General features: G+C 74.3%; 17 protein-coding genes. 5 read left to right on the forward strand and 12 right to left on the reverse strand.

What is annotated here, in order from left to right; genetic code table 11:
* Nucleotides 1-4: 4 nt before the first annotated feature.
* The gene (locus ACI8AX_RS13205) at nt 5-652 is read right to left on the reverse strand and encodes an antibiotic biosynthesis monooxygenase (protein WP_456550283.1); all 648 of its coding nucleotides are present in this window, start codon (nt 650-652) and stop codon (nt 5-7) included.
* A 154-nt stretch (nt 653-806) separates the two neighbouring features.
* Between ACI8AX_RS13205 and ACI8AX_RS13210 the strand changes: the two genes are divergently transcribed.
* The 3 genes from ACI8AX_RS13210 to ACI8AX_RS13220 all read left to right on the forward strand — a co-directional run bounded on the left by ACI8AX_RS13210 (nt 807) and on the right by ACI8AX_RS13220 (nt 4,266).
* On the forward strand, nt 807-1,715 hold the full coding sequence (locus ACI8AX_RS13210; RefSeq protein WP_456550284.1) for an AAA family ATPase: 909 nt from the start codon (nt 807-809) through the stop codon (nt 1,713-1,715).
* A 10-nt stretch (nt 1,716-1,725) separates the two neighbouring features.
* Nucleotides 1,726-3,324 (forward strand): VWA domain-containing protein, encoded by a 1,599-nt coding sequence (locus ACI8AX_RS13215; protein ID WP_456550285.1) that lies wholly within the window; start codon nt 1,726-1,728, stop codon nt 3,322-3,324.
* An 84-nt stretch (nt 3,325-3,408) separates the two neighbouring features.
* Nucleotides 3,409-4,266: a DNA-formamidopyrimidine glycosylase family protein gene (locus ACI8AX_RS13220; protein ID WP_456550286.1), complete on the forward strand. Its 858-nt coding sequence runs from the start codon at nt 3,409-3,411 to the stop codon at nt 4,264-4,266.
* Between the two features lie 66 nt (nt 4,267-4,332).
* On the opposite strand, the gene ACI8AX_RS13225 is transcribed toward ACI8AX_RS13220, so the two are convergent.
* Nucleotides 4,333-5,178 carry a PspA/IM30 family protein gene (locus ACI8AX_RS13225; protein ID WP_456550287.1) on the reverse strand — a complete coding sequence of 282 codons (846 nt, stop codon included), beginning with the start codon at nt 5,176-5,178 and terminating at the stop codon, nt 4,333-4,335.
* Between the two features lie 143 nt (nt 5,179-5,321).
* Between ACI8AX_RS13225 and ACI8AX_RS13230 the strand changes: the two genes are divergently transcribed.
* Nucleotides 5,322-6,338 (forward strand): carbohydrate kinase family protein, encoded by a 1,017-nt coding sequence (locus ACI8AX_RS13230; RefSeq protein WP_456550288.1) that lies wholly within the window; start codon nt 5,322-5,324, stop codon nt 6,336-6,338.
* 27 nt (nt 6,339-6,365) lie between these two features.
* Here the strand turns inward: ACI8AX_RS13230 and ACI8AX_RS13235 are convergent, their stop codons facing one another.
* The 10 genes from ACI8AX_RS13235 to ACI8AX_RS13280 form a co-directional block, all read right to left on the reverse strand.
* Entirely contained in the window at nt 6,366-7,667 is a 1,302-nt protein-coding gene (locus tag ACI8AX_RS13235) for an ABC transporter ATP-binding protein (RefSeq protein WP_456550289.1), read from the reverse strand.
* Between the two features lie 60 nt (nt 7,668-7,727).
* Nucleotides 7,728-8,561: a carbohydrate ABC transporter permease gene (locus ACI8AX_RS13240; protein WP_456550290.1), complete on the reverse strand. Its 834-nt coding sequence runs from the start codon at nt 8,559-8,561 to the stop codon at nt 7,728-7,730.
* The gene (locus tag ACI8AX_RS13245) at nt 8,561-9,520 is read right to left on the reverse strand and encodes a carbohydrate ABC transporter permease (RefSeq protein WP_456550291.1); all 960 of its coding nucleotides are present in this window, start codon (nt 9,518-9,520) and stop codon (nt 8,561-8,563) included. Before ACI8AX_RS13245 ends, ACI8AX_RS13240 begins: the two co-directional genes overlap by 1 nt.
* On the reverse strand, nt 9,517-10,773 hold the full coding sequence (locus ACI8AX_RS13250; protein WP_456550292.1) for an extracellular solute-binding protein: 1,257 nt from the start codon (nt 10,771-10,773) through the stop codon (nt 9,517-9,519). The genes ACI8AX_RS13245 and ACI8AX_RS13250 overlap by 4 nt, the downstream gene beginning before the upstream one ends.
* Nucleotides 10,774-10,938: 165 nt before the next feature.
* Nucleotides 10,939-12,168, reverse strand: a complete 1,230-nt coding sequence (locus ACI8AX_RS13255; protein ID WP_456550293.1) for a DUF4032 domain-containing protein — start codon at nt 12,166-12,168, stop codon at nt 10,939-10,941.
* A 107-nt stretch (nt 12,169-12,275) separates the two neighbouring features.
* Nucleotides 12,276-12,776 carry a TetR family transcriptional regulator gene (locus ACI8AX_RS13260; protein ID WP_456550294.1) on the reverse strand — a complete coding sequence of 167 codons (501 nt, stop codon included), beginning with the start codon at nt 12,774-12,776 and terminating at the stop codon, nt 12,276-12,278.
* A gap of 37 nt (nt 12,777-12,813) precedes the next feature.
* On the reverse strand, nt 12,814-13,215 hold the full coding sequence (locus ACI8AX_RS13265) for a helix-turn-helix domain-containing protein (protein WP_456550295.1): 402 nt from the start codon (nt 13,213-13,215) through the stop codon (nt 12,814-12,816).
* Between the two features lie 162 nt (nt 13,216-13,377).
* Nucleotides 13,378-14,046, reverse strand: coding sequence for a CDP-diacylglycerol--glycerol-3-phosphate 3-phosphatidyltransferase (gene pgsA, locus ACI8AX_RS13270; protein ID WP_456550296.1), 669 nt, complete (start codon nt 14,044-14,046; stop codon nt 13,378-13,380).
* Nucleotides 14,043-15,488, reverse strand: coding sequence for a 30S ribosomal protein S12 methylthiotransferase RimO (gene rimO / locus ACI8AX_RS13275; RefSeq protein WP_456550297.1), 1,446 nt, complete (start codon nt 15,486-15,488; stop codon nt 14,043-14,045). Before rimO ends, pgsA begins: the two co-directional genes overlap by 4 nt.
* Before the next feature lie 130 nt (nt 15,489-15,618).
* Nucleotides 15,619-18,198 (reverse strand): DNA translocase FtsK, encoded by a 2,580-nt coding sequence (locus ACI8AX_RS13280; RefSeq protein ID WP_456550298.1) that lies wholly within the window; start codon nt 18,196-18,198, stop codon nt 15,619-15,621.
* Between the two features lie 74 nt (nt 18,199-18,272).
* Here ACI8AX_RS13280 and ACI8AX_RS13285 point away from each other — a divergent pair, with 74 nt between their 5' ends.
* Complete coding sequence (locus ACI8AX_RS13285) at nt 18,273-20,231, forward strand: prolyl oligopeptidase family serine peptidase (RefSeq protein WP_456550299.1); 1,959 nt, start codon at nt 18,273-18,275, stop codon at nt 20,229-20,231.
* The last annotated feature ends 21 nt before the right edge of the window (nt 20,232-20,252 follow it).

Below are 20,252 nucleotides of genomic sequence, written 5' to 3' on the forward strand. Positions count from 1 at the left end.
TCCCCTAGCGGCCGGCCGGCGGCTGGAGCCAGCCGCGCAGCAGCCGGGTCAGCGCCGGCATGACGACGTAGCCGAGCAGCAGCACCACGACGCAGGCCGACAGCAGCAGCCGCGCCGGCAGCGGCCAGCTGCCGACGTGCGGCGCCACCAGGAGCTGGAACCCCAGCGTGATCACGAAGACGGCGAACACCGTGAGCACGGTCGACCGCCAGCGCGGGCCCGGCCGCGCGGGGCGGGTGAAGAAGCTGTCGAGGCCCGCCACCCGGGAGATCCGCTCGCCGTCGACCATCTCGCGCATCGAGGCCAGGGCCGCCTGCCGCTGCGGGGACCGCTCCCAGGCGGCCAGGGCGGCGTCGTCGGTGAACCGGTAGACGAGGTGGTACTCGGAGCTGCCCGGCCCCGGCCGCAGCAGCGTGCCGCCGAGGTTGCCGGGGAAGGTCCGGGCCACCCGCAGGACGTCCTCGGCCCACTCCTCGAAGGCCTGCCGCCGGTGCGGTCGCACGACGCGGGCAGCAGTGACCGTGACCGGCTCGGGGCGGTGCGCGACGACGTCGGTCCGGGCAAGCCGGGAACGGAGAGCGAGGGCCTGCACGCCCGGGTCAATGCGCACCCGCGGCGTGGTCATCCCGGTGTCGGCGGTCTCACAGGGCACGTGCCCGACCGGTCCCCGGCCGCACCGCCGCCGCGCCCGCGGGGCCGGGGCGTCGGGACCGGAGCCCGGCCCAGCCGGTCGGCTACCTTGGCCGGCGGCCGGCCCGGGGGGCGGTCACGGGTGACGGCCGCGCCGTCCTGGCCGAGAGGCACCGATGTCGGAGACGTTCGTCGAGCCGTCCACCGCGGTCGCGACCCCGGAGGCGGTGACCGAGGCGCTGCGCGCGGTCGCCTACCTGCCGGACGAGACGATCGCCGGGACCGTCCACCTGGCGGCTGCGCTGGAGAAGCCCGTCCTCGTCGAGGGACCGGCGGGGACGGGCAAGACCGAGCTGGCCAAGTCGGTCGCCCGCGCCACCGGCGCCCGGCTGATCCGCCTGCAGTGCTACGAGGGCCTCGACGAGGCCAAGGCGCTCTACGAGTGGGACTACCGCAAGCAGTTGCTGCGCATCCAGGCCGGGAGCGTCGGGCAGGCGACCGGCGAGCGCTGGGACGACGTCGAGGGTGACATCTTCAGCGAGCACTACCTGCTGCGCCGGCCGCTGCTCGAGGCCATCCGCGCCGAGGACGACGTCGTCCTGCTGATCGACGAGGTCGACCGGCTCGACGTCGAGACCGAGGCGCTCCTGCTGGAGGTCCTCTCCGACTACCAGGTCTCCATCCCCGAGCTCGGCACGGTGACCGCCCGCCGCCGGCCGCTGGTGTTCCTGACCTCGAACAACAGCCGCGAGCTGTCCGAGGCGCTCAAGCGCCGGTGCCTGTTCCTGCACGTCGGTTACCCCTCACCCCAGCGGGAGCGGGAGATCGTCCTCGCCCGCGTGCCGGGGATCTCCGAGGAGCTGGCCGGCCAGGTGGCGAACGCGGTCGCCGGCCTGCGCCAGCTGGACCTCAAGAAGCGGCCCTCGGTGTCGGAGACGATCGACTGGGCGCGGACGCTGCTGCTGCTCGGCGTCGCGGAGGTCGACGGCGAGGCGCTGCTGCGGCACCTGTCCGTGCTGCTCAAGCACCAGAGCGACATCGAGTTGGCGCGGACCCGGCTCGGCTCCGGCACGCGGCCCCGCTGAGGGCACCGGCGTGCTGACCGCCGTGGAGGGCCTGGTCGCCGAGCTGCGCGAGGTCGGCGTGCCGGTCCCGGTGAGTGCTGTCGTGGACGCCGCCCGCGCGATGACCCGCATCGACGTCCTCGACCGGGGCGCGGTGCGGGTCGCCCTGCGCGCGGTCCTGATCAAGGACGCCGGACACCTCACGACCTACGACACCGTCTTCGACACGTTCTTCGCACTGCAGGAGCCGGCGGCCGAGGACGAGGAGCCCGACGGGGCCACCGACAGTGCCGCCGACATTGCCACCGACAGTGCCACCGACAGTGCCACCGCCGGGGCCGACGACGGCAGCGAACCGGGGACCGGCGACGGCGGGGACGGCGGCCACCGGGGGCCGCGGCGCGGTCCGGCGGGCGGCCTCCAGCACCTCGACGACGACGCCTTGCGCGACCTGCTGGTGCAGAGCCTGCGGGAGGAGGACGCCGTCCTGCTGCGGGCCCTCGCCCGCGTGGTGGTCGACCGGCACGCCGCCGTGAAGCCCGACCGGCCCCATGAGGCCGGCTACAACCTCTACCGGGCCCTGCGCATGATCGACTCCAACGAGATCGTCGTCCGCCTCGCCTACGCGGCGGACCCGGAGGCGGGCGGAGACCGCGTGCCGTCCGAGGTCGCCCGGCTGGCGGCCAGGGCGCAGGCGCAGGTGCTGGGACGGGCGCTGGAGACCGAGATCCGCCGACGCCTGGTCGCCGACCGGGGGGCGGAGGACGTGGCCAGGACGCTGCGGACCCCGCTGCCCGAGAACATGGCGTTCCTGGGTGCGTCGCCGATGCACGTGGCCGCGATGCGCGAGGCGCTGCGACCGCTCGCCCGCTCCCTCGCCGCGCAGCTGGCCCAACGGCGTCGCCAGCACCGGCACGGCCCGCTCGACGTCCGCCGCACCGTGCGCACCGCCATGAGCACCGGCGGCGTGCCGGTGACGCCGGTCTTCCGCCGGCCGCACCCGGCGAAGCCGCAGCTGGTCGTCCTCGCCGACATCTCCGGGTCGGTGTCGACCTTCGCCACCTTCACGCTGCAGCTGGTCCACGCGCTGCGCACGGAGTTCACCTCCATCCGCAGCTTCGCCTTCGTCGACGCCGTCGAGGAGGTCACCGACCTGATCGACGGGGCCGCGGACCCCACCGAGATCGCGCACGTGCTCAACGAGGCCGGAGCCGGCGTGGGGTTCAACGGGCGCAGCGACTACGGCAACGCCCTGGCCGGTTTCGCCGAGCGGTGGGCACCGCAGCTGACCCGGCGCACCACGGTCCTGGTGCTCGGGGACGCGCGCGGCAACGACCTCGACCCGCGGACCGAGGCGCTCGCCACCGTGCGCCGGGCGGCGGGGGCGGTGCACTGGCTGAACCCCGAGCCACGGGAGTCGTGGGGCACCGGCGACTCGGACATCGACCGGTACGCCGCGCACTGCGACACCGTCGTGGAGTGCCGCACGCTCCGCGACCTGCGGGCCTTCGCCGAACGCCTGGCCGGATCGGGCGCCCCGGCCGCTCCCGGGGTGCACGCGGCCGTGGAGGACGCGCGGCGCCGTCGGCACGACTCCGGAGCCGGGCACCACCACCACCACGCGCACTGAGAGCAGCGATCGCACCACGGTCGTGGGCAGCGCGGGGACAGCGCGCCCGGGCCCGGGCGAGGCGCGGCGGGGACACTGGAGGACGTGCCCGAGGGAGACACCGTCTGGCTGGCCGCCAAGCGCATGGACCAGGCCCTGGCCGGCGCGACGCTGCGCCGCGGCGAGCTGCGGGTGCCCCAGCTGGCGGCCACCGACCTCGCCGGCCGCACCGTGCGCGAGGTGGTGCCCCGCGGCAAGCACATGCTCATCCGGCTGGCCGACGGCTGGACGCTGCGGACCCACTACCGGATGGACGGCAGCTGGCACGTCTACCGGCCGGGCACCCGGTGGCGCGGCGGGCCGGCGTTCTCCGTGCGGGCGGTGCTGGCCACCGACGAGTGGGAGTGCGTCGGCTACCGGCTGCACGACATGGCGTTCGTCCCCACCGAGCACGAGGACACGCTCGTCGGGCACCTCGGCCCCGACGTCCTCGGCCCGGACTGGGACCTCGACGAGGCACTGCGGCGGCTGCGGTCCGACCCCGACGAGCAGGTCGGCGTCGCCGTCCTCGACCAGCGCAACCTCGCCGGTCCCGGGAACCTCTACAAGGTCGAGTCGCTCTTCCTCACCGGCGTCCACCCGTGGGCGCGGGTGGGGGACGTCGACGACCGGCTGGAGCCCCTGGTGACCCGCGCGCGCACGCTGATGCTGGCCAACCGCGACCACCCGGAGCAGAGCACCACCGGCGACCTGCGCAAGGGCTTCGACCACTGGGTGTACGGGCGCAGGGGCAAGCCCTGCCGCCGGTGCGGCACGCCGATCCTCATGGGCGACCAGGGTCCGGACCTGCAGGAACGCGTCACCTACTGGTGCCCGAACTGCCAGGCGGCGCAGACGCCGATCGACCCGCTGGCGCGCACCGGGGAGCCGGGCCGCCCGCGGCCCACCGCCACCCCGGGCTAGCCCGCACACGCGACGCGGCGGCCTCCGGAGGGACCGGAGGCCGCCGCGGCACGCGGACGGCGAGCGCTACGCCGGGTCGGCGGGGCGGTCGGCGGGCTGGGCGACCGGGTCGGCGGCGGCCGGCTGCGCCACCGGCGGGGTGCCCTGCTCGATCGCGCCGGCCGCGGACGTGCCGGTCACCGCGGCCGGCCCGCCGCCCATCGAGGCGCGGATCTGGTCCAGCCGCGAGGCGCCGGCGACGTCCAGGGTCGCCTTCTGCACCTCGAGCATCCGGCCCTCGACCGAGTTCTGGGCGAGCTCGGCCTGGCCCAGGGCGTTGGCGTACCGCCGCTCGATCTTGTCGCGGACCTCGGACAGGCTCGGCGTGTTGCCCGGCGCCGAGAGCTCGTTGACCTGCCGCATCGAGTCGGCCACGTGCTCCTGCATCTTCGCCTGCTCGAGCTGGCTCATCAGCTTGGTGCGCTCGGCGAGCGTGGTCTGCAGCCGCATCCGGCTCTGCTCCACGGCGCCGCGCGCCTGCTCGGCGGCCTGCAGCGCCTCGTCGTGGCTGCGCTTGAGGTCCTCCATGGCCTGCTCCGCGGCGACGAGCTGGGTGGCGAACGCCTGCGCGGCCTGCTCGTACTCGGCGGCCTTCGCCGCGTCGCCCTTGGCCCGGGTCTGGTCGGCGAGCACCAGGGCCTGGCGGGCCGAGGCCTGCAGCTTCTCGACCTCCCCGAGCTGCCGGTTGAGCCGCATCTCCAGCTGGCGCTGGTTGCCCAGCACCGCGGCGGCCTGGTTGGCCAGGGACTGGTGCCGCTGCTGCTCGGCCTCGATGGCCTGCGCGATCTGGATCTTCGGGTCGGCCTTCTCGTCGATCTTCGCGTTCGCCGACGCCGTGAGGTACTTCCAGAGCTTCACGAACGGGTTGGGCATGGGTCCTCCGCTGTCAGTCGCCGGCTGCGTCCCGCCCGCCACCCGGCAGGGCGCTGCGGACGTCGTCCCCCTCATCGTCCCAGGTGCGCACGCTCTGCGACCACCAGAGGCCGCGCGGCGGCTGCGCTGGCTACGCTCGCCCGATGGCGGTCGCGGGCGAACCCCAGCTGACGGTGCTCGGCGAACTGGTGGTCGACATGCTCCCCGACCCCGGCGGCGACGCGGGCCCGCACGGCACCGCGCCGCGCTACGTCGCCGCGCCGGGAGGCAACGCGCTCAACGTGGCGGTGGCGGCCGGCCGCCTCGGCGCCCCCGTGACGCTGCTGGCCCGGCTGGGCACCGGCCCGCTGGCCGCGCCGCTGCGCCGGCACGCCGAGCAGTCCGGCGTCGACGTCAGCCGGTTCGTCACCGCCACGGAGCCGGTGAGCCTCGCCGTCGTCGGCCTGGGTCCCGACGGATCGGCCGACTACGGCTTCCACGTGGCCGGCGCCGCCGACTGGCAGTGGACCGACGACGAGCTGGCCACCGCCCTCCCCGAGGCGACGGCGGTCCTGCACGTCGGCTCGATCTCGAGCTGGACCCCGCCCGGGTGCGAGGCGATCGCCCGCCTCGTGGAGCGGGTCAGCGGCCGGCTGCTGGTCAGCGTCGACCCGAACATCCGGCCGATGCTCGCCGAGGGGCCGGTGGGCGCCTCGCTGGGCAACGACCCGGACGCCGTCCGCACACGGCTGCAGCGGCTGTTGGCGCACGCCGACGTCGTCAAGGTGAGCGCCGAGGACTTCGAGTGGCTGCACCCCCGCGCCGACCGGGACCTCGGGACCTCGGTCTGGGCCGAGCGCGGCCCCGCCCTGGTGGTCATGACCGACGGCGGGCAGCCGCTGCGGGTGGCCCGCCCGGGCCGGCCGCTGCTGCGGCGGGAGATCCCCCGGGTGTCCGTGGTGGACACCGTCGGTGCCGGGGACTCGCTGGCGGCCGGGCTCTTCGCGGGTCTGCTGCGCCGGGGGGTGGCCACCCGTGCGGCGCTCTCGGGGCTCTCCGACGACGCACTGCTCGAGGTCGTGGACGAGGCGGCGCTGGTGGCTGCCCTCAACTGCACCCGCGCCGGCGCGGACCCGCCTACGCGGGCGGAGCTGGACGCGGCGCGGGGCCGGCCCGCCTGACGACGGACCGGCCCCGGGTGGTGCAGGTCAGGCGGCGCCGGCGCGGGTGGCGCCACCCCCGCCGCCGCTGGTGCCGCTGACCGTCTGCCCGGTCGTCTGGGCGTGCTCCACCTGCTCCAGGCGGTCCTCGGCGGCCATCTCGGTGAGCCGGGCGCCGGCCTCGGCGTCGCGGGTGAGGTTCTCACCGGACTGCGGGTCGAAGACGTGGACCTTGCGGCTGTCGAGCCAGAACTCCGCCTCGCGCCCCTCCCGGATCCGGCTGGTCGAGTCGATCGAGACGATCGCCTGGGTGCGCAGCTCCTCGGAGTCCAGCTCGCGCGACAGGTCGCGCAGCTGGTTGCGGATCTGCTCGGGTGCCTCGTAGGGGATGTAGGCGAACTGCGAGTCGCCCAGCCACTCCGTGACGTCGACCCGGGCGCGGAACGTCGAGCCGTGCGGCCGCTTGGCCTCGTCGACCAGCGAGGCGTCCTCGAAGTACTCCGGCCGGATGCCGACCAGGAGCAGCTCGCCCTTGCCGCGCACCGCCGCCGCCCGCCGCTCGTCGAGCTCGATCGGCCCGAACGGCGTCGACAGCCGGTTGCCGCCCTCCAGCGACGCCGGCAGGAAGTTCATCGGCGGCGAGCCGATGAAGCCGGCGACGAACAGGTTGACCGGCTGCTCGTAGAGCTCGCGCGGGGAGGCGACCTGCTGGATGCGGCCCTTGCGGAGCACGCAGACCCGGTCGCCGAGCGTCATGGCCTCGGTCTGGTCGTGGGTGACGTAGACCGTGGTGATGCCCAGCCGGCGCTGCAGGCGCGAGATCTCGGTGCGCATCTGGCCGCGCAGCTTGGCGTCGAGGTTCGACAGCGGCTCGTCGAACAGGAACGCCTCGGCCTGACGGACGATCGCCCGGCCCATCGCGACCCGCTGCCGCTGGCCACCGGAGAGGTTGGCCGGCTTGCGCTCGAGGTGGTCCTTGAGCTCGAGCACGTCGGCGGCCTCGGCCACGCGGCGGCGGACCTCGTCGTCGGGCGTCTTGGACAGCCGCAGCGGAAAGGCGATGTTCTCGAACACCGTCAGGTGCGGGTACAGGGCGTAGTTCTGGAACACCATCGACAGGTTGCGCTCGCGGGGGGCGAGGTCGTTGACCCGCTTGCCGCCGATGACCATGTCGCCGCTGGTGATGTCCTCGAGCCCGACGATCATCCGCAGCAGGGTGGACTTCCCGCAGCCGGAGGGGCCGACGAGGATCATGAACTCGCCGTCGGCGATGTCGAGGCTGACGTCGTTGACCGCCGGGTAGCCGTCGCCGTACTGCTTGACGATGTTGCGCATCTCGATGGAGGCCATCAGTTCTCGTCCCCTCGGGAGGTCGGTGGAGTGGGGAGCTGCTGGGTGGTCACGGCCGCGTCAGCCCTTGACCGCGCCGTTGGTGAGGCCGGCGACGATGCGCCGCTGGAAGAGCAGGACCAGGACGACGACCGGGATGGTGACGATGACCGCGGCCGCGGCGATCGCACCGGTCGGGTCCTCGAACTGCGAGGCACCGGAGAACAGACCCAGCGCCGCGGGCACCGGGCGAGCCGCGTCGGTCGACGTCAGCGAGATGCCGTAGACGAAGTCGTTCCAGGCGATGAAGAAGGCGATGATCGCCGTGGTGAACACCCCGGGCGCCGCCAGCGGTACGATCACCTTCCGGAACGCCTGCCAGGTGGTGGCGCCGTCGACCTGGGCCGCCTGCTCCATCTCCCACGGGATCTCGCGGAAGAACGCCGACATCGTCCAGATGGAGATCGGCAGCGTCAGCGACAGGTACGGGATGATCAGCCCGGGCCAGGTGTCGTAGAGGCCGATCTGCCGCCACACGTTGAACAGCGGCGTCACGATCGAGATGACCGGGAAGATCGCCACGACCAGCGCCGTCGACAGGATCAGCTTCTTGCCGGGGAAGTCCAGCCGCGCGATCGCGTAGGCCGCGAACATCGACAGCAGGCAGGAGATCGCCGTCGCGATCAGGCAGATCCCGAAGCTGTTGCGCAGCGCCGGCAGGAACAGGTCGCTGGCGTCACCGGTGAGGATCTGGGAGTAGTTCGCGTTCGTCCAGTCCGACGGCAGGAACTGGCCGTTGGCCAGGTCCGACGGCGCCTTGAACGACACCGAGACGATCCACGCGATCGGGAACAGGCAGTAGACGACGATCGCCAGACCGCCGATCCACCACCAGGTCTTCTCCTTGCGGGACATCACTCACCCCTCGCCTGAGCCAGGTCGACCTTGAAGCCCTTGATGAAGAGGGCCGCGAGCAGCACCACGCAGAGGAACAGCAGCACCGAGACCGCCGACCCCAGCCCGATCTCGAGTCTCGAGATCGTCTGGCGGTAGGCCAGGAACGACACCGACTCGGTGTTGTTCGCCCCCGCCGTCATGATGAAGATGCTGTCGAAGACGCGGAACGCGTCCAGCGTGCGGAAGAGCAGCGCGACCATGATCGCGGCCTTCATGTTCGGCAGCGTCACCCGCCACAGCCGCTGCCACCACGTGGCGCCGTCGACCTTGGCCGCCTCCTGCAGCACCTCCGGCACCTGGGCGAGGCCGGCCAGCAGCAACAGCGAGATGAACGGCGTCGTCTTCCAGATCTCGGCGAGGCACACGACGAACAGCGAGCTGCCCGTGCCGCCGAACCAGTCGGTGTCGGCCGCCACCCCGGGTATCCAGGAGAACCAGCTGTTCACGAACCCGGTGTTGATGTCGAAGGCGAACTGCCAGGCGAAGGCCGAGACGACCGTGATGACGGCGTACGGGATGAGGATCGCGGCCCGCACCACCGGGCGGATCGACCGCAGCGCCTTGGCCATCACCATCGCCAGCGCGAAGCCGAGCACGAGCTCCACGGCCACGGTGATGACGGTGATGAGCAGCGTGACGCCCAGGGCCGTCCACCACAGGGAGTCGGTGAGGATCACCCAGTAGTTGCTGAGCCCGTTGAACGACCGGTTGTCCGGGTCGGTGAGCCGGTACTGGAACAGCGACTCGTAGACCGCCTGCAGGATCGGGTAGGCGGTGACGGCCAGCATGACGAAGAACGCCGGGCCGGCCAGCATCCAGCCGAGCTTGCGCTCGGCCTTCGACCGGTCGCTGAGCGTCCCGCCAGGCGCCGAGACGGGTTGGGTCTTCTCGACCGGGGGGAGCGTCGTCTGGGTCATAGCAGCTGGTCTCCTGCCAGGACGGCTTCGATCAGAGTGGTGGCCGCTCGGGAGGTCGACTCCGGGTCCACCGACGCCGGCGGGTGGTACTCGCGCTGCAGCCCGCCGGAGACCTCGCTGTAGTACGGGGTCTGCGGCCGCGGGGCCGCCAGCTCCAGCGAGTCCCGGATGGTGTCGGCCATCGGGTAGGCCTCCTGGACCTCCGGGTCGTCGTAGACCGCGGTGCTGGAGGCCGGGTTGCCGTTGGTGATCATGTACTCGGCCTGGTTCTCGTCCGAGACGATGCACTCGGCCGCCTGGTACGCGAGGTCGACGTTCTCGCTGAAGGCGCCGATGCCCAGGTTGATCCCGCCGTAGGGCGGCGCCTGCTCGGTGTCGGCGTCCACCCGCGGGTAGAGCGTCCAGCGGTAGTCCTCGGGGACCGACGCGTCGAGCGTGCCGGCCTCGACGGCGGACTGGGCCCGCGCGTAGACGAACGGCCAGTTGACCATGAAGCCGCCGCGGTCGCTCTCGAAGCCGGTGGCCGAGGCGTCCTCGTTCTCGGTGGAGAACGCCGCGCTCACCTGGCCGGAGTCGGCGATGGCCCGCATCACCTCGGCGGCCCGCTGGCCCTCCGGGGAGTCGAGGCCGAGCTGGATCTGCTCGGGGTCGTCGGAGTTCTCGGCGATGACCGCCCCGCCGGCCGAGGAGATGAGGGCGTTGAACCAGACCATCAGCGACTCGGCCCGGGTGCCCTGCGCCCCGATCAGCACGTCCTGGCTCTGGGCCGCCTGGATGATCTCGTCCCAGGTCCACTCGTCCGCCCGCTCGGTGTCCAGGCCGGCGGCCTCGGCGACCGAGGCCCGGTACCAGAGCAGCTGCGTGTTGGCCCAGAACGGGACGGCGACGAGCTCGTCGTTCCAGGTCGACCCCTGGATCGCGCTCTCCACCACGCCCTCGGTGACCCGCCCGGCGAGGTCCTCCGGCACCGGCGCGAGGAAGCCGGCCTCGGCGAACTCGGGGATGAACGGCGGGTCGAGGCTCATGATGTCGATCGAGGCGTCGTTCGCGGCCAGGCGACGGACGAGCTGCTCGCGCTGACCCGCGGCGTCGCGCGGCAGCACCGACGTGCTGATCCGGTACGCGCCCCCGGCCTCCTCGGTGCAGCGTTCCGCGATCGCGGCCTGCCCCCCGGAGTCCGGGTTGGTGTACCAGGTCAGCGTCGGCGGACCGCCCGAGTCCCCGCCGCACGCGGCCAGCGTGGAGGCCAGCACGAGTGCCGCCGCACCCCCGCCGACCTGCCTCCGTCTCCGGTTGGACATCCGACACCGCCTCCGTCTCCGGCGAGCTCCGACGATCACCGTCCTCGTACCGTGGCCCGGCTCACAGGCGTCCGCAACTCGGTCGTCACCGGCCCGTGACCGCGGCATCGACGGAGGTCACGGGCGGTTCACGATCGCCGAGGGCGTCGTCAGTTCCTCGGGGGTGCGCGGGAGCACCGTCGTGTAGTACGACCGCGCCGCCCGGGTGGTCCCGACGTCCCGCCCGGCGGCCTCGGACAGGAACCAGCGGTGCTCGAGGACCTCGTGGAAGACCTCGGCGGGGGCGAGCCGCCCGGCGAGTTCCGGCGGGATCGCGTCGACGACCGGCTGGTAGACCTCGGCGAGCCACCGGTGCGCGGCGACGATCTCCGGGACCGGGCGCCCGGTCTTCTGCTCCAGCCAGGCCCGGAAGCCCCGGATGTCGTTGAGCAGCCGCCGCGCCTGGCGTTCCTGCACCTCCAGGCCGGTCAGCCGGAACAGCTCCCGCCGGTTCCCGCCGGGCTCGGAGACGCGGGTCTCGACCCGCAGCCGCACCCCGTCAGGGGTGTCGAGCAGCTCGACCTCGCCGACGTCGAACCCCAGGTCGTTGAGCCGCTGGAGCCGCTGGGCGACGCGGTAGCGCTGCTCGTCGCGGGAGAAGAACTCCTCGCGCGTCACCTCGTCCCACAGCGCGGCGTAGCGCTTGGGCAGGTCGTCGGCGACCTCGATCGGGTCGATGCCCGCGGGCAGCAGGCCGCCGGCCATCAGGTCCATGAGCTCCGCGCCGACCCGCTCCCGGGCCAGCTCGACGTCGTACAGCCGGCGACCGGCCGAGAGCGAGGGCTGCCGGTCGACGGTCTCGGCGTCGACCAGGTAGGCCGCCAGCGTGCCGGCGTCGAGCCGGAAGAGGGTGTTGGACAGCGAGCAGTCGCCCCAGAAGATCCCCGCCAGGTGCAGCCGGACCAGCAGCACCACCATCGTGTCGAGGAACTGCTCGGCGCTGTGGTCACCGGTCGGCCGGGAGAACAGGTACCGGTAGGACATGGAGTACTCGAGGTACCGGGTGACGAGGATGGCCTGCTGGTCGTGCGGCCGGTCCACGCAGATGCCGAGCACCGAGACCGCCGGCAGCCCCTCCTCCTCGAACTGGCTGAGCAGGGCGTACTCGTGCCGGGCCAGCGGCTCGGCGATCTCCTTGAGGGCGTAGACGCGACCCTCGGCGGCGACGAACCGGACGACGTGGCGGGAGATGCCGCGCTGCGGGACGTCGATCGTCAGCTCGGGGTCCCACTCCTCCAGCGGCTGGTGCCACGGCAGCGGCAGCAGGGCCGCGCCGTCGGTGGCCGGGGGTCGGAAGAGGTACCGCAACGCGTGTGCTCCGCAGGGGCCGACGGCGTCGCGCCGCTCCGTTGCGACGCGGCGAGGAGATCACTGTGGCACGGCGCGGGGCGCGGCGCACGGACACCCGCGGCAGGTCAGGCCGGGGGCTCCGGCGTGCCGAGGACGGCGGCCAACCGCCACGCCTGCCGGCGGCGGGCGGGCGGGTCGGCCGGCTGGAGCACCAGGCCGAGGAGCCACCGCCCGGCGGTCTCGGCGCCGTCGGCGTCGGCGGGGAGCACCGCGGCCAGCAGCGCGGTCATCTCGGCCCAGCGGCTCGCGCCGGCGGTGAGCAGGGCGACGAGCGGCCCGGGGTCGGTGCCGGCCATCGCCCGCAGGACGGGGTGCTCGGCGACCTCGTCGGCCAGGAGCACCAGGGCCTCGGGCGGGGACAGGGCGGCGGCGCCGTCGGCCAGCCGGCCCAGCTCGGCGGTCAGCAGGGCGCGGACGACGTCGTCCTTGGTGCGGAAGTGGTTGTACAGCGTCGCCTTCGCCACGCCGGCCGCGGCGGCGACCGCCTGCATCGTGGTGGCGCGCAGTCCGGCCGCGGCGAAGGCCGCCGCGGCACCGCGCAGCAGCCCCGCGCGGGTGCGGCTCATCGCCGCCCGGGGCCTCGGCGAGGGGTGCACCCGCCGGCTAGGCGGCGAGCGAGACCGCCTCGCCGCGGCGCAGGGCCGAGCGCGCGGGCTGGCCGGCGCCGACGAGGGCCAGCGCCGGCTCGGCGGCGGCCACCTCCGCGGCCTCGGCGGCCTCGGTCGCCGGACGGGCGCCCGCGGCGGCCGGCGGCACGGGACGCAGCCCGCTCCCGGCGCCGCGCAGCTCGGAGCTCACCTCGGCCAGCAGGTCGGCGAGCTCGAGGTCCAGGGCGTCGCAGATGGAGGCGAGCAGCTCGGAGGACGCCTCCTTCTGCCCGCGCTCGACCTCGGACAGATAGCCGAGGCTGACGCGGGCGGCGCCGGAGACGTCGCGCAGCGTGCGCCGCTGCCGCAGCCGGTGCCCGCGCAGGGTGTTCCCGAGCTGGGTGCGCAACAGCGTCATCGGCCGTCTCCTGTCCTGCCTGTGCGGAAGCGGCGGCGCGCTGGAGGTGCTCCCAGGCGCCGTGCGCTCACGGTACGCGGCGCCGGTGACAGGAGCCCGCCCATCCCACCCGCGTCCGCTCATGGCGTAACGCCGAGGTCGGGGCGCTGCTTCCCGCCGGTGTCAGGCCGCGGTGTCGGTGCGCTCGCCGGTCTCGCCGGCCGCCTGCGCACGCCGGGCGGCGGCCGCGCGCATCGCCCGGGCGCTGGTGCGCCGCAGGGTGAGCGCGCGGACGACGTAGTCCAGCCCGGTCACGAGGGTCAGCACGAGGGCCACGGCCATGACCCACCAGCGGGCCGAGGCGAGCAGGCCGGTCAGCGGCAGGATGTACAGGCCGATGGCCAGCGACTGGACGACGGTCTTGGCCTTGCCGCCGCGGCTGGCGGCGATGACGCCGTGCCGGATGACCCAGAACCGGAGCAGGGTCACACCCACCTCGCGCACGAGGATGGCCAGCGTCACCCACCACGGCAGCAGCGCCAGCACCGACAGGCCGATCAGCGCCGTCCCGGTCAGCGCCTTGTCGGCGATCGGGTCGGCGAGCTTCCCGAACTCCGTCACCTGGCCGGTGCGCCGGGCGATGAGGCCGTCGTAGCGGTCGGTGATGATCGCCGCCCCGAAGAAGACGGTCGCCCAGACCCGCTGGGTCTCGTCGAGGCCGTCGTCGGTGAGCAGCAGCGCCGCGAAGACGGGCACCACGGCCAGCCGCAGCACGGTGAGCGCGTTGGGCAGGTTGACCAGCCGCGCCGACTGGACCGGGGTCGCGGCCGGGTCGGGGGCGACGTCGCTCACGGCGCCCGGCGTCCCGCGTCGGCGAGCGCCGGGACGGCCGCGGCGGCGACCAGGTCGACGCCCTCGCTGGCCACGACCTCGGCGGTCACCAGCGCGCCGGCCACGGCGCCGGTGGGCACGCCGGTGACCGTCGTCGTCCCGTCGGCGTCGGGGTCCTGGTGCGCGGCGTGGCCGAGCCACACGCCCGGGCCCTCCTCCGCGGAGAGGTCCTCGGTCAGGAGCACCTCGACCCGCTCGCCGACGCGGTCCTCGGCGCGCTGGGCGGTCAGCTCCTCCACGAGGTCGGTGATCCGGCGGACGCGGGCGTCGATCTCGTGCTGGTCCAGCTTGGCGGGCAGGCCCACGGCCTCGGTGCCCTCCTCGTCGGAGTAGCCGAAGACGCCGACCGCGTCCAGGCGGCCCTCGGCGAGGAAGCGCTCGAGCTCGGCCACGTCGTCCTCGGTCTCGCCGGGGAAGCCGAGGATGACGTTGGTGCGGAAGCCCGCCGTCGGGGCGAGCTCCCGAGCGCGCTCGACGAGGCGCAGGAAGTCCTCGGTGCCGCCGAAGCGGCGCATGCGGCGCAGCAGGGACGGCGAGGAGTGCTGGAAGGACAGGTCGAAGTACGGCGCGACGCCGTCGGTGCCCGCGATCACCTCGACCAGCCCGGGCCGCAGCTCGGCCGGCTGGAGGTAGGCGACCCGGATGCGGGCGATGCCCTCGACCGCGGCCACCTGCGGCAGCAGCTTCTCCAGCGCCCGCAGGTCGCCGAGGTCCTTGCCGTAGGAGGTGTTGTTCTCGCTGACCAGCACCAGCTCGGTGACGCCCTGGCCGGCCAGCCAGCGGGCCTCGTCGAGCACCTCGGCCGGCGGGCGGGAGACGAAGGCGCCGCGGAAGGCGGGGATGGCGCAGAAGGCGCAGCGGCGGTCGCAGCCCGAGGCGAGCTTCAGCGCGGCGGAGGGGCCGGAGGCCAGCCGCTTGCGCTGCAGCCAGCCGTGGCCGGGGATGGCCGGCGCGTCCTCGCGCACGACCGCGGCGGTGCGCTCGACCGGGCTGATCGGCAGCAGGGTGCGGCGGTCGCGCGGGGTGTGCGGCACGAGCGGGCGGCCGGCGAGCACGTCGTCGAGCCGGTCGCCGATCGCCGCGTAGTCGTCGAAGCCCAGGACGGTGGCCTCGGGCAGGGCGCCGGCGAGCTCGGAGCCGTAGCGCTCGGCCATGCAGCCCACGGCGACCACCTCGGCGCCGGAGTCGGTGGCGGCCAGGATCGCGTCGACGGAGTCCTTCTTGGCCGACTCGATGAAGCCGCAGGTGTTGACGAGGACGGCGTCGGCGCCCTCGGCGTCCTCGACGAGCCGGTAGCCGTCGGCGGCGAGCCGGCCGGCGAGCTCCTCGGAGTCGACCTCGTTGCGGGCACACCCGAGGGTCACCACCGCCACCGTGCGGGCAGGGCTGGGCGGAGGTGTCACCGGGCCATCGTAGTCGCCGCCCGCCCGCCCGTCGGGCGAACGGAGGGTGACGCTGCGCCCACGGCTCAGTCCTCCGCTCCTCCGCCGTTGCGAGGAGGGGCCGGGGACGGCCGCGCACCGCAGCCGCGCGTCAGTCCTCTGCTCCTCCGCCGTTGCGCAGGAGGAACAGCGTGCCCTCGAGCTCGTCGGGCTTGACCAGGACGTCCCGGGCCTTGGAGCCCTCGGAGGGCCCCACGATGCCGCGGGTCTCCATCAGGTCCATGAGCCGGCCGGCCTTGGCGAACCCGACGCGCAGCTTGCGCTGCAGCATCGACGTCGACCCGAACTGGCTGGTGACCACGAGCTCGACGGCCTGGACCAGCAGCTCGAGGTCACCCCCGATGTCCTCGTCGATCTCCTTCTTCTCGCCGGCCGCGGCGGTGAAGACCTCCTCGCGGTACTCCGGCTCGGCCTGGCGCTTGGTGAACTCGACGACCGCCTCGATCTCGGCGTCGGAGACGTAGGCGCCCTGCACGCGGACCGGCTTGCCGGCGCCGATCGGCATGAACAGGGCGTCGCCCATGCCGATCAGCTTCTCCGCGCCCGGCTGGTCGAGGATGACCCGGCTGTCGGTCTGGCTGGAGGTGGAGAACGCCAGCCGCGAGGGGACGTTGGCCTTGATGAGGCCGGTGACGACGTCGACCGAGGGCCGCTGCGTGGCCAGCACCAGGTGGATGCCCGCGGCGCGGGCCTTCTGGGTGATCCGGACGATCGACTCCTCGACGTCGCGCGGGGCGACCATCATGAGGTCGGCCAGCTCGTCGACGATCGCCAGGATGTAGGGGTAGGGCCGGTAGACCCGCTCGCTGCCGGGCGGGGCGGTGATCTCGCCCCGCTCGACCTTGCGGTTGAAGTCGTCGATGTGGCGCACACCCGAGGCCCGCATGTCCTGGTAGCGCTGCTCCATCTCCTCGACCAGCCAGGCCAGCGCGGTGGCGGCCTTCTTGGGGTCGGTGATGATCGGCGTGATCAGGTGCGGGATGCCGTCGTAGGGCGTCAGCTCGACCATCTTCGGGTCGACCAGGATCATCCGCAGCTGGTCCGGCGTGGAGCGCAGCAGCAGCGACGTCAGCAGCGAGTTGATGCAGCTGGACTTGCCGGCACCGGTGGCGCCGGCGACCAGCAGGTGCGGCATCTTCGCCAGGTTGGCGCAGACGAAGCCGCCCTCGATGTCCTTGCCGAGGCCGACCAGCATCGGGTGCGGGTCCTGCTTGGCGGCGTTGGAGCGCATGACGTCGCCGAGGCTGACGGTCTCGCGGTCGGTGTTGGGCACCTCGATGCCGACGGCCGACTTGCCCGGGATGGGCGCGAGGATCCGGATGTTGTCGTTGGCGACGGCGTAGGCGAGGTTGCGGGTGAGCGCGGTGATCTTCTCGACCTTGACCGCGGGCCCCAGCTCGACCTCGTAGCGGGTGACCGTCGGGCCGCGGGTGAAACCGGTGACGGCGGCGTCGATGTTGAACTGCTCGAGGACGCCGGCGATCGCCTCGATGGCGGCGTCGTTGGCCTGCGAGCGGGCGCGCGGCGGGGTGCCCGGCCGCAGCAGCGACAGCGAGGGCAGCGCGTAGTCGCCCTCGACCGGCTGGATGACCAGCTGCTGCGGCTCGTCGATCGGCGGCAGGTCCTCCGGCGGCGCCGTGCGGTCGACGACCTTGGGACGGGCGACCGGGGCGGGGACCGGCGGGAGCCCCGTCGGGACCTCGACGTGGTCCGGGCCGGTGGTCTTGGTGGCCTCCGGGGCCTCGGCCATCGCGGCGTGGTCGATGACCGGGCCGGTGGCGAGCAGGTCCTCGGCGAGGGCCTTGCGGCCGCGGCGCTTCGGGGCCGGCGGCTCCTCCGCCTCGTCGGCGTCCCAGTCCTCGTCCTCGGCGTCCCAGTCCTCGTCCTCGTCGTACTCCTCGCGGCCCAGCGCCCGGTCCATCCAGCCGCGCAGGCGCTCGGGCACCTGGTGGACGGGCGTGGCGGTGATGACGAGCAGCCCGAAGACGGCGAGCAGGACCAGCAGGACGACGGCGACGACGCGGCCCACACCGGCGGCCAGCGGCGTGCCGATCGCCCAGCCGAGCAGGCCGCCGGAGCCCGGGTCGGTGGTGGCCATGTCGGCGTCCAGCGCGACGACGTGCGCGACGCCGACGACCGACAGCAGCGCGCAGGTCCAGCCGATGAGCAGCCGGCCGCGCGCCTCCGGACGCGGGCCGCGCCGCAGCAGGCGCAGCGCGGCCAGCAGCAGGACGACGGGCAGGACGAGCACGAGCACGCCGACGAGGAAGGAGACGCCGTCGGCCAGGCCGGTGCCGACCGGGCCGATGCCGTCGCTCCACGCGGCCGCGCCGAGGACGACGGCCAGGCCGAGCACGGCCAGGCCGACGCCGTCGCGGCGGTGCTCGGGCGCCAGCGGCTCGGTCTCCTCCGGGCGGGCGACCGAGCGGGCCAGGCCGCCGGCGCCACGCGCCAGCAGCGACCAGCCGCCGGTCACGACCTTCCACAGGGAGGCGGCCGCGCCGGGCCCGGACGACTGCCGGGCCGGGGGCTTGCGGGCGGTGGTCGTGCGGGTGGCCGGCTTGCGACCGCCCTTCGCCGGCGGCCGCTTGCGGCTCGCCGTGGACCCCGACCGGCCGCGGGCGGCACCCCGACCGGCCGCGGGGCGGGTCGTCGTTCCGCGCGCAGGCATGCGTCAGACGGTAAGCCCGCGGAGGCCCCGGTCCGGGCAGGCGGACGGACGTGTCCCCCGCATACGGTCGGGCCATGAGCACCCCGACGACCGTCCCGTACGGCGGCTGGCCCACGCCGGTCACCTCGGCGCTCGTGGTCCGCGCGGCCGCCCGGCTCGGCGAGGTGGTGGTGGACGGCTCCTCCCCCGACGCGGCCGTGTGGTGGTCGGAGTCACGCCCCCAGGAGGCCGGCCGCTCCGCCCCGGTGCGCCGCTCCCCCGACGGCACGGTCGCCGACGTGCTCCCGCCGCCGTGGAACGCCCGCACCCGCGTGCACGAGTACGGCGGCGGGGCGTGGACGGTCGCCGACGGCGTCCTGTGGTTCACCGAGTTCACCGACCAGCGGCTGTACCGGCTGGCCCCGGGGGACGACGCGCCGGTCGCGGTCACGCCCGAGCCGGAGCTGGCCTCGGGGGTGCGCTTCGCCGACCTGCGGGTCGTGCCCGGCGGGCTGCTCGCCGTCCGGGAGACCCACACCGCCTCAGGGGCCGCGGCCGACGTGGTGAACGAGGTCGTCCGGGTGGCCGGCGACGGCACGGTCGAGGTGCTGGTCAGCGGTCCGGACTTCGTCTCCGACCCGCGGCTGGCCCCGGACGGCGTCACCCTCTCGTGGCTGCAGTGGGACCACCCCTCGATGCCGTGGGACGCCGCGCAGCTCGTCGTCCGGGCCGGCGACGGGACCGAGCACGTCCTGGCCGGCGGCTCCGGCGAGTCGGTGGTGCAGCCGGTGTGGGACGCCGACGGCTCGCTGCTGTTCTTCTGCGACCGCACCGACGTCTGGTCGCTGTACCGCTGGCGGCCCGGCGGCGCGGTGGAGCCGGTCCTCGACACGGGCGCCGACCTGGCCGGGCCGCAGTGGCAGTTCGGGGCCAGCCGCGTGGCGCTGCTGTCCGGCGGGCGGCTCGGCGTGGCCGTCCGCGGCGGCGCCGGCGAGCGCCTCGCGGTGCGCGGGGCCTCCGGGGAGCTGCGGGAGCTGGACACGCCCGGGTACGCCGCGTTCCGGTCGCTGGCCGCGCACGGGGACGCCGTGGTCTGCGTGGCCGGGGGCCCGGCCAGCGAGCCCGTCGTCCTCCGGGTGCCGGTGGACGGCTCCGGCGCCGAGGTGCTGCGGCCGGCGCGCGACCTGGGGCTGGACCCGGCCTGGTTCTCCTCGCCCGAGCGGATCTCCTTCCCCACCCCGGACGGCGGCACCGGCATCGCCACCGCCCACGCGCTGGTCTACCCGCCGGCCAACCCCGACGTCGCCCCGCCGGAGGGCGAGCTGCCGCCGCTGCTCGTGGTGGTGCACGGCGGCCCGACCGCGGCCGCCACGCCGGTGCTCAACCTGGACGTGCAGTACTGGACCTCGCGCGGGTTCTGCGTCGCCGACGTCGACTACCGCGGCTCCACGGGCTACGGGCGGCGGTACCGCGACGCGCTGCAGGGCCGGTGGGGCGTCGTCGACCTCGACGACGTCATCGCCTGCGCCCGGTTCCTCGCCGAGGCGGGGCGGGTCGACCCCGCCCGGATGGCGATCCGCGGCGGCTCGGCCGGTGGCTTCACGACGCTGGCGGCCCTGACGATGCGCCCGGGCACCTTCTCCGCCGGCGCGAGCCACTTCGGCGTCGCCGACCTCGGGGCGCTGGCCCGCGACACGCACAAGTTCGAGTCCCGCTACCTCGACGGGCTGGTCGCCCCCTGGCCCGACCGCGCCGACGTCTACGAGGAGCGCTCGCCCCTGACGCACGTGCACGCCTGCGAGACCCCGCTGGCGGTCTTCCAGGGCGAGGAGGACCGCATCGTGCCGCTGGAGCAGGCGGAGGCGATCGTCGCCGCGCTCCGCGAGCGCGGCGTGCCGCACGCCTACCTGCTGTTCCCCGGCGAGCAGCACGGCTTCCGCCGGGCGGAGAACATCCGCGCCGCGCTGGACGGCGAGCTGTCCTTCTACGCGCAGGTCTGGGGCTTCGACCTCCCCGCCGCGGAGGGGATCGAGCCGATCGAGGTGGTGCGGTAGCGGAGTCGCCCGGGAACGGGA

The sequence above is a fragment of the Blastococcus sp. SYSU D00813 genome (genome assembly GCF_054050735.1).